Origin of the sequence: Streptomyces sp. NPDC029044 (assembly GCF_040637495.1) — a bacterium.
In the GTDB taxonomy this organism is placed as follows: domain Bacteria; phylum Actinomycetota; class Actinomycetes; order Streptomycetales; family Streptomycetaceae; genus Streptomyces.
Genome location: NZ_JBEZWN010000122.1, coordinates 1 through 8,716, shown reverse-complemented (window position 1 = coordinate 8,716; position 8,716 = coordinate 1). Strand labels below are relative to the sequence as shown.

At 68.7% G+C, this 8,716-nt stretch carries 6 protein-coding genes; all 6 read right to left on the bottom strand.

Annotated elements, in window-relative coordinates; all coding sequences use genetic code 11:
• Positions 1 to 31: 31 nt before the first annotated feature.
• The 6 genes from AB0E85_RS39160 to AB0E85_RS39135 all read right to left on the bottom strand — a co-directional run bounded on the left by AB0E85_RS39160 (position 32) and on the right by AB0E85_RS39135 (position 8,504).
• A complete protein-coding gene (locus AB0E85_RS39160) occupies positions 32 to 1,546 on the bottom strand; it encodes an amino acid permease (RefSeq protein WP_361937539.1) in 1,515 nt (504 codons plus the stop codon).
• Positions 1,547 to 1,682: 136 nt separating this feature from the next.
• Complete coding sequence (gene dxs / locus AB0E85_RS39155; protein WP_361937538.1) at positions 1,683 to 3,608, bottom strand: 1-deoxy-D-xylulose-5-phosphate synthase; 1,926 nt, start codon at positions 3,606 to 3,608, stop codon at positions 1,683 to 1,685.
• Positions 3,609 to 3,790: 182 nt separating this feature from the next.
• Positions 3,791 to 5,083, bottom strand: a complete 1,293-nt coding sequence (locus AB0E85_RS39150) for an ABC transporter permease (protein WP_033306836.1) — start codon at positions 5,081 to 5,083, stop codon at positions 3,791 to 3,793.
• Positions 5,080 to 5,871, bottom strand: a complete 792-nt coding sequence (locus AB0E85_RS39145; RefSeq protein WP_010033972.1) for an ATP-binding cassette domain-containing protein — start codon at positions 5,869 to 5,871, stop codon at positions 5,080 to 5,082. The genes AB0E85_RS39150 and AB0E85_RS39145 overlap by 4 nt, the downstream gene beginning before the upstream one ends.
• 187 nt (positions 5,872 to 6,058) lie before the next feature.
• Positions 6,059 to 7,159 (bottom strand): sugar ABC transporter substrate-binding protein, encoded by a 1,101-nt coding sequence (locus tag AB0E85_RS39140; RefSeq protein WP_361937540.1) that lies wholly within the window; start codon positions 7,157 to 7,159, stop codon positions 6,059 to 6,061.
• Positions 7,160 to 7,292: 133 nt separating this feature from the next.
• Complete coding sequence (locus tag AB0E85_RS39135) at positions 7,293 to 8,504, bottom strand: ROK family transcriptional regulator (RefSeq protein WP_361937537.1); 1,212 nt, start codon at positions 8,502 to 8,504, stop codon at positions 7,293 to 7,295.
• Between the last annotated feature and the right edge of the window lie 212 nt (positions 8,505 to 8,716).

The following is an 8,716-nucleotide window of genomic DNA, read 5'->3' as shown; positions in this document are numbered from 1 at the left end:
GGCGATCAGGCGATGCCGCACCCGCAACCGCCTACGGCGTGCCACCGCCCACGCTCGGCTGCTCCTCCCCCGACTCCCCGCGCGCCAGGCGGCTGTGGGTGCGTCCGTACAGGAAGTAGACGAGGAAGCCGGCGGCCATCCAGATGGCGAAGCGGACCCACGTCTCGGCGGGAAGGTTGATCATCAGCCACAGGGACGCGCAGACCGACAGGATCGGGATCACCGGCACCCAGGGGGTGCGGAAGGCCCGGGGCAGGTCCGGGCGGGACTTGCGGAGGATGATCACGCCGATGGCGACGACCACGAAGGCGAACAGCGTGCCGATGTTCACCAGGGCGGCGAGCTCGGTCAGCGGCGTGAACCCGGCGAGGATCGCGATGATCACGCCGAGCAGGATGGTCGGCCGGTGCGGCGTCTTGAACCGCGGGTGGACGTGCGAGAAGAACCGCGGCAGCAGCCCGTCCCGGCTCATCGCGAAGAACACCCGGGTCTGGCCGAGCAGCAGGATCATGCAGACCGTCGTCAGGCCGACCGCGGCGCCGAAGCTGATGAAGCCCGCGAACCACGGATGCCCGGTCGCCTTGAAGGCGTCGGCCAGCGGGGCGTCGACGGACAGCTCGCTGTAGTGCTGCATACCGGTGACGACGATCGACACGAGGACGTACAGCGTCGTGCAGATCAGCAGGGAGCCGAGGATGCCGCGGGGCATGTCGCGCTGGGGGTTCTTGGTCTCCTCGGCGGCCGTGGCCACGACGTCGAAGCCGATGAAGGCGAAGAACACGACCGACGCGGCGGTGAAGATGCCCATCACGCCGAAGTTGGAGGGAGCCCAGCCGAACATGAGCTGGATCAGCGGGGAGTCGAGACTGGAGCCGGCCTCGACGGGCTTCTCCTTCGGGATGAACGGGTCGTAGTTGTCGCCCTTGACGAGGAACGCGCCCGCGATGATCACGACGAGGACGACCGTCACCTTGATGGCGACGACCAGTGACGTGATCCGTGCCGACAGCTTCATGCCGAGCACGAGGATGCCGGTCAGGACGAGGACGAGCACGGCGGCGAGGATGTCGAAGCCGAAGGCGTCGGCACCCTCCCGGCTGCCCAGGCCGGCGGGCATCGTCCAGCCCGCGTTCTCCATGAGCGACTGGATGTAGCCCGACCAGCCGACGGCCACCACCGCCGTGCCGAGCGCGAACTCCAGGACGAGGTCCCAGCCGATGATCCAGGCGGGCAGTTCACCGAGGGAGGCGTACGAGAACGTGTAGGCGGACCCGGCGACCGGGACCGTGGACGCGAACTCGGCGTAACACAGGGCGGCCAGGGCGCAGGCGACGCCGGCCGCCACGAACGCCAGAGCCGTCGCGGGCCCGGCGTTGTCCTTGGCGACCGTGCCGGTGAGTACGAAGATTCCGGTACCGATGATCACACCGACGCCGAAGACGGTCAGATCCAGCGCTGACAGGGACTTCTTGAGCGCGTGCTCTGGCTCCTCGGTGTCGAGGATGGACTGCTCGACCTTCTTCGTCCGGAAGAGGGTACTGCTCACGGGGTACCTCCCACGCTTGTCGTCCTCGACATGATCGAGAGGGGGCACCATCCGTATGCCCCGACGGGGGCGGATTCACGCCAATGGGCCGGTTTCACCACCCTTCACGGTGGTGAAACCGGCCCATTCAGCGGTGTCAGTCGCGCGCGGACTCCACGGCGTCCGCGGCGGACCGCTCGGTGGTGTTGCCGTCCAGCCGGGCGACCAGCCCGGTCACCTGGCGGGCGATGTCCGGCGCGGTGAGCCCGATCTCGGCGAGGATCTCGGCCCGGGAGGCGTGGTCGAGGAAGCGCGGCGGGATGCCGAAGTCCCGCAGCGGTACGTCGACACCCGCGTCGCGCAGCGCCTGCGCGATCGCCGAGCCGACCCCGCCGACACGGCTGTTGTCCTCGACGGTCACGACCACGCGGTGCTGCTCGGCGAGCGGGGCCATGGCCTCGTCGACGGGCTTGACCCAGCGCGGGTCGACGACCGTCGTGGAGATGCCCTGCTTGTCGAGCAGGCCGGCGATCTCCAGGCACATCGGCGCGAGCGCGCCGACGGAGACCAGCAGGACGTCCGGCCGGTCGGTGCCGGGCTCGCGCAGGACGTCCATGCCGCCGACGCGGCGCACGGCCGGAACGGCGGGGCCGACGGCACCCTTGGAGAAGCGGACCACGGTCGGTGCGTCGTCGACGGCGACGGCCTCGCGCAGCTGGGCGCGGACCTGGTCGGCGTCACGCGGCGCGGCCAGCCGCAGCCCGGGCACGACCTGGAGGATCGACATGTCCCACATACCGTTGTGGGAGGCGCCGTCGGTGCCGGTGACCCCGGCCCGGTCGAGCACGAAGGTGACGCCGCACTTGTGCAGGGCCACGTCCATCAGCACCTGGTCGAAGGCGCGGTTGAGGAACGTGGCGTACACGGCGAACACCGGGTGCACGCCGCCGGTGGCCAGGCCGGCCGCGGAGACGGCGCCGTGCTGCTCGGCGATGCCGACGTCGTAGACCCGCTTGGGGAAGCGTTTGGCGAACTTGTCGAGGCCCACCGGCTGGAGCATGGCGGCCGTGATGGCGACGATGTCCTCGCGCTCCTCGCCGAGCTTGACCATCTCCTCGCCGAAGACGGACGTCCAGTCGGCGCCGGAGCTGGCGATCGGCAGGCCCGTGTCGGGGTGGATCTTGCCGACGGCGTGGAAGCGGTCCGCCTCGTCCTGGAGGGCGGGCTGGTAGCCGCGGCCCTTCTCGGTGAGGCAGTGCACGATGACCGGCCCGCCGAACCGCTTGGCCTTGGCGAGCGCGGACTCCAGGGCCTCCAGGTCGTGTCCGTCGATCGGCCCGACGTACTTCAGGCCGAGGTCCTCGAACATGCCCTGCGGGGCGATGAAGTCCTTCAGCCCCTTCTTCGCGCCGTGCAGGGTGTCGTAGAGGGCCTGACCGACGACGGGGGTGCGCTCCAGAACCTCCTTGGTGCGGGCCAGGAAGCGCTCGTAGCCGTCCGTCGTCCGCAGCGTCGCGAGGTGGTTGGCGAGGCCGCCGATGGTCGGCGCGTAGGACCGCTCGTTGTCGTTGACGACGATGACGAGCGGGCGGTCCTTGGCGTCGGCGATGTTGTTCAGCGCCTCCCAGGCCATGCCGCCGGTCAGCGCGCCGTCACCGATCACGGCCACGACGTGGTCGTCGCGCTCCAGGATCTGGTTGGCCTTGGCGATGCCGTCGGCCCAGCCGAGGACGGTCGAGGCGTGCGAGTTCTCGATGACGTCGTGCTCGGACTCGGCCTGGGAGGGGTAGCCGGACAGGCCGCCCTTCATCTTCAGCTTCGAGAAGTCCTGGCGGCCGGTGAGCAGCTTGTGGACGTAGGACTGGTGGCCGGTGTCCCAGAGCACCTTGTCCCGGGGCGAGTCGAAGACCCGGTGCAGGGCGATGGTGAGCTCCACCACGCCGAGGTTGGGGCCGAGGTGACCGCCGGTCTTGGAGACCGCTTCGACGAGGAAGCTGCGGATCTCCTCCGCCAGCTGGTTCAGCTCCTCCAGGTTGAGCCGGTCCAGATCGCGCGGTCCCCTGATACGGGTCAGCAGCGGCACCCGTGCCTCCTTGCAGTAGAGCTGTTGCCGGGCTTGTCGAGTCTAATGTTCCGCCTTTGCGGGCGGCGCCGAGGCTGTGCGTCGTACGTCACGCGTTCGGCTCTACCCATGGTGCGCCACCCCTACGACACAGCTGTGCCCGGTACCTGGGAGGTACCGGGCACAGGAGGTGTTCCTCGGTGCTACGCGCGCCCTGCGGTCTTCTGCGTCTTACGGGTGACGGCGTCGATGACGACCGTGGCCAACAGCACACCACCGGTGATCATGTACTGCACCGGGGAGGCGATGCCCTCCAGGGCGAGGCCGTACTGGATCGACACGATCACCAGGACGCCGAGCAGCGCGTTCCAGGTGCGGCCACGGCCGCCGAACAGCGACGTGCCGCCGATGACCGCCGCGGCGATCGCGTTCATCAGCAGGTCACCGCCGCCGGCGCCCTGGTTGGCCGCCGCGATCTTCGAGGCGATGAACAGGCCGCCCACCGCGGCGAAGGTGCCGGAGATCGCGAACACCGAGATCCGGACCATCTCCACGTTGATGCCGGCCCGGCGGGACGCCTCGACGCTGCCGCCGAGTGCGAACACCTTCCGGCCGTACGAGGTGCGGCGCAGCACGAAGTCCGTGACCAGCAGCACCGCGATGAAGATCACCACGGCGAGCGGCAGGCCCTTGTACTGGTTGAAGACGATGGCGACGGTGAACGCGAGCACCGCCAGCAGCACGGTCCGCACGATGGTCTCGCTCAGCGGCCGCGACGGCACGCCGGCGGCCTCGCGGCGCCGGTTGCCGAGGAAGGAGCTGAGGAAGAACCCGGCGGTCACCACCGCGGCCAGACCGTAGGCGGCGGCCACGTCGGAGAAGTAGTAGCTGGTCAGCTGGGCCACGACCCCGTCCGGGTCGAGGTTGATGGTGCCGTTGTCGCCGAGGATCTGGAGCATGAAGCCGTTCCAGAACAGCAGACCGGCCAGGGTGACGGCGAAGGCGGGCACGCCGATCTTCGCGAAGAAGAAGCCGTGCAGCACACCGGCGACCGTGCCGGTGAGGATGGCCAGCACGAAGGCGAGCCACTCGTTCATGCCGTTGGTGACGTTGAGCACCGCGAAACTCGCGCCCGCCACACCGGAGACCGAGCCGACCGACAGGTCGATCTCGCCGAGCAGCAGCACGAACACGATGCCGACGGCGATCATGCCCGTGCCGACCATGGCGACGGACATGTCGGACAGGTTGCCCGCGGTGAGGAAGTTGGAGTTCAGGCTCGTGAAGATGAGCCAGATGATCGCCAGGCCGATGACGACCGGGATCGAGCCCAGGTCACCGGACTTCATCTTCCGCTTGAACTCGCTGACGTAGCCCTTGAGGCCCTGCTCGCGCACCAGCAGCCGGGGGTCGACCACCGTGACGGCGGCCTTGGCCGCCTCGGGGTTCTCCACGACGTGGTCGTCCGGAGCCGCGGAGGTCTTGTCGATGCTCACTTGGAAACCTCCCCGTTCGTGCGCGCCGCACGGCGGGTCACGGCGTTGTCGGTGGCGCCGGTGATGGCGGAGATGATCTCTTCCTGCGAGGTCGACTTGACCTCGAAGACGCCGTTGTTGCGGCCGAGGCGCAGCACGGCGACCTTGTCCGCGACGGCCTTCACGTCGGCCATGTTGTGGCTGATGAGGATCACGGCGTGGCCGCGCTCGCGCAGCCGCTCGACCAGGTCGAGGACCTGCGCGGTCTGCTCGACGCCGAGGGCGGCGGTGGGCTCGTCGAGGATGACCAGCTTGGGCTCGCCGAGCATGGAACGGGCGATGGCCACGGTCTGGCGCTGACCGCCGGAGAGCGAGGCGATCGGGATGCGCACGCTGGGGATGCGGATCGACAGCGTGTCGAGCAGCTCGCGGGAGCGGCGCTCCATCTCCACCTCGTCCAGGACGCCGCGCTTGCGGATCTCCCGGCCCAGGTAGAGGTTGCCGACGACGTCGATGTTGTCGCACAGCGCGAGGTCCTGGTAGACGGTCGCGATGCCCAGGTTCTGGGCGTCGTGCGGCTTGTTGATCTGGACGGACCTGCCGTCCCATTCGATGACACCCTCATCGATGGGGTGCACGCCGGCGATCGTCTTGACCAGCGTGGACTTTCCGGCTCCGTTGTCGCCGACCAGGGCGACCACCTCACCGGCGTGGACCTCAAGCTCTACGTCGGTGAGCGCCTGAACGGCACCGAACCGCTTGGAGACCCCGCGCAACGCCAGCACGGGCGTAGCGGACACGTGAACCATCTCCTTCGCCGCCTGACCCGGCGGGAGGTTGTGCAGAAGTGTGGGAGGAGTGATCACTCCGGCGCCCCGCATAGCTTGCGGGGCTGATGTGGCGGGGCGCCGGAGGAACTCGGGGCGACCTGTCCCCGCACGGAGTCACGGGAGCCCGGCTCGGACTCCCGTGCCCCGCGGGGGACTTGGCGGCTTCTTACTCGAGACCGATCTTGTCGCAGGCGGCCTTGTACTTGCCCGCGCAGATCTCGTTCACGGTGTAGATGCCGTCCTTGATGACGGTGTCCTTGATGTTGTCCTTGGTCAGCGAGACGACCGGGACGAGGACCGAGGGGATGGCCTTGGTGGTCGGGCTGTCGACCTTGTCCTTGGCGATCGAGTCGAGCGACTTGCCCTGGGCGAGGGCGACGGCCATCTCGGCCGCGACGTCCGCCTCCTGCGGGTAGGGCTTGTAGACGCTCATGTACTGCTCACCGGTGACGATGCGCTGCACACCGGCGAGTTCGGCGTCCTGGCCGGTGACGGGGATGTCGGCGATGCCGGCGGCCTTCAGGGCGGTGATGATGCCGCCCGCCATGCCGTCGTTGGCGGAGTAGACGCCGACGATCTTGTCCTTGCCGAGGGCGGAGATGGCGCCTTCCATGTTGGAGTTGGCGTTCTCCGGCTTCCACTCCTTGGTGTCGTACTCGCGGCCGATCTTCACCTTGCCGTCGAGCACGGAGTGCGCGCCCTTCTTGAACTGGGCGGCGTTCGGGTCGGTGGAGGACCCGTTCATCATGACGATCTGGCCGTCCTTGGCCTTGTCGCCCAGGGCCTTCAGCAGGGCCTCGCCCTGGGTCTTGCCGACGGTCTCGTTGTCGAACGAGGTGTAGGCGTCGATCGGGCCCTCGGCCAGGCGGTCGTATGCGACGACGGGGATGCCCGCGTCCTTGGCCTTCTTCACCGAGCCGGCGATCGCCTTGGAGTCGACAGCGTCCACGATCAGCACGTCGACCTTGTTGGTCACCATCGTGTCGACCTGCTGGTTCTGCGTGCTGGCGTCCTGCTTGGCGTTGGCGTAGACGACCTCGCCCTTGCCGTTGGTGAGCTCCTTGACCTTCTCCTCGATGAGGGGACGGTCGAACTTCTCGTAACGGGCGGTCGCGTTCTCGGGAAGGAGCAGACCGACCTTGATGTCGTCGCCCTTCTTCGCGGACCCGGTGGAATCGGCGTTGTCGCCCGACTCCTTGGCGCTGCCACAGGCAGCAAGCGAAACAGCCATCGTACCGGCGGCAAGAGCAACAGCGGCGCGACGCATACGCGTGTTCACTTCAGAAACCTCCCTGACGAGGCCGCGACATTGCGGCCGAGGTGGCTGGAAGTCAACTCGGCCACACGTGCGACGTCAAGAAGTAAATCCTTAACGAGATGGCAACGGTGCCATCCGTTCTCTAAGTGAAGGCAGGGGTCACTGCCTGAAGCGCACCAGGAGCCGTCCCGTCCAAAAGGGTCGAATCACCCATCTCGCTGAGGGCGAGGGCGAGCGCTCCGAGCACTTCGGCACGGCCGCCGAGGGCACCGGGGAGAACGGACAACTGGCGTGCCGCACTGGGGATGGCGTAGCGGCCGACGGACTCCCGGATCGGCCCGAGCACCAGCTCACCGGCCTCGGCGAGATCACCGCCGAGGACCACACGGCTCGGGTTCAGCAGGTTGCAGAGATTGGCCACTCCACTGCCGATGTGGCGGCCGACGTCGGCGATCACCCGACGGCAGCCCGGGTCTCCGTCCCGCGCCAGCCGTACGACGCCCTCCATGGTCAGGTCGGTGCCGTGACTGGACTGGAGGAGCGGGAGCACGTAGCGCGCGGCCGCGAAGGTCTCCAGGCAGCCGCGGTTGCCGCAACGGCAGACGGGGCCGGACTCGTCGAGTGTAATATGCCCGATTTCTCCTGCGGTGCCGCCGGGGCCGCGGTAGATCTTGCCGCTGATCACCAGCCCGGCGCCGACGCCGCTGGCGACCTTGATGTAGGCCAGGTCGCGGACGCCCCGTCCGCTGCCCCAGACCATCTCGCCGAGGGCACCGAGGTTGGCGTCGTTGTCCACGTGCACGGGGACGCCCAGGCGGCCGCGGAGCTCCTCGGCGGGCTTGGTGCCGGTCCAGCCGGGGAGGATGGCCGTCGAGCCGAGGGTGCCGGATTCGACGTCGATGGGGCCGGGGACGCCGAGGCCGACGCCGGCGATCTTGGAGCGGTCCACGCCGGTGGCTTCGATCAGGCGGCTGACCAGCTGCTCCGCGCGGTCGAAGCCCTGGGTGGACGAGGCGTCGACGTCGAGGGGCTCGGACTCCTCCGCCAGGACCTGGTGGGCGAGGTTGCCGATGGCGACGCGGAGGTGGGTGTGGCCGAAGTCGACACCGATGACGATGCCGGCGTCGCCGCTCAGCGACACGCTGCGGGCCCTGCGGCCGCCGGCGGAGGTCGGTGTGACCTCGACGGTGCCGCCGTCCTTCAACTCCCGGACGATGTTGGAGACCGTCGCCGCGGACAGGCCCGTCGTCCGCGCGATCTCGGCCTGGGTGAGGGAGCCCGCCAGGCGCACGGCTCGTACGACCCGCTCCAGGTTGGCTCGGTGCAGCGATGACTGCGACCCCGGAGTCTCCACGACGACCTCCTGCGCACGGGGCCGCTTCGGTGAGACCCCGTCTATGTCCAACTAGTGAACTCTAAGCTGAGCCGTTCGGGTTGCCTCCCGTCAAGAGGTTGAACTGATTCCGGGGTGTGCGCGGGTCGTCGCGGAGCGCTATGTGGGGGTACGCGCTTTCTGCCTGCGGCGCTCGTGCGGCGGGGTGGGGTGCGCGTCTTCGCGTGGCGCCG

Coding starts and splice junctions, on each gene's coding strand:
- AB0E85_RS39140 (WP_361937540.1), bottom strand. CDS start 7,159: ATGCGTCGCGCCGCTGTTGCTCTTGCCGCCGGTACGATGGCTGTTTCG.
- AB0E85_RS39145 (WP_010033972.1), bottom strand. CDS start 5,871: ATGGTTCACGTGTCCGCTACGCCCGTGCTGGCGTTGCGCGGGGTCTCC.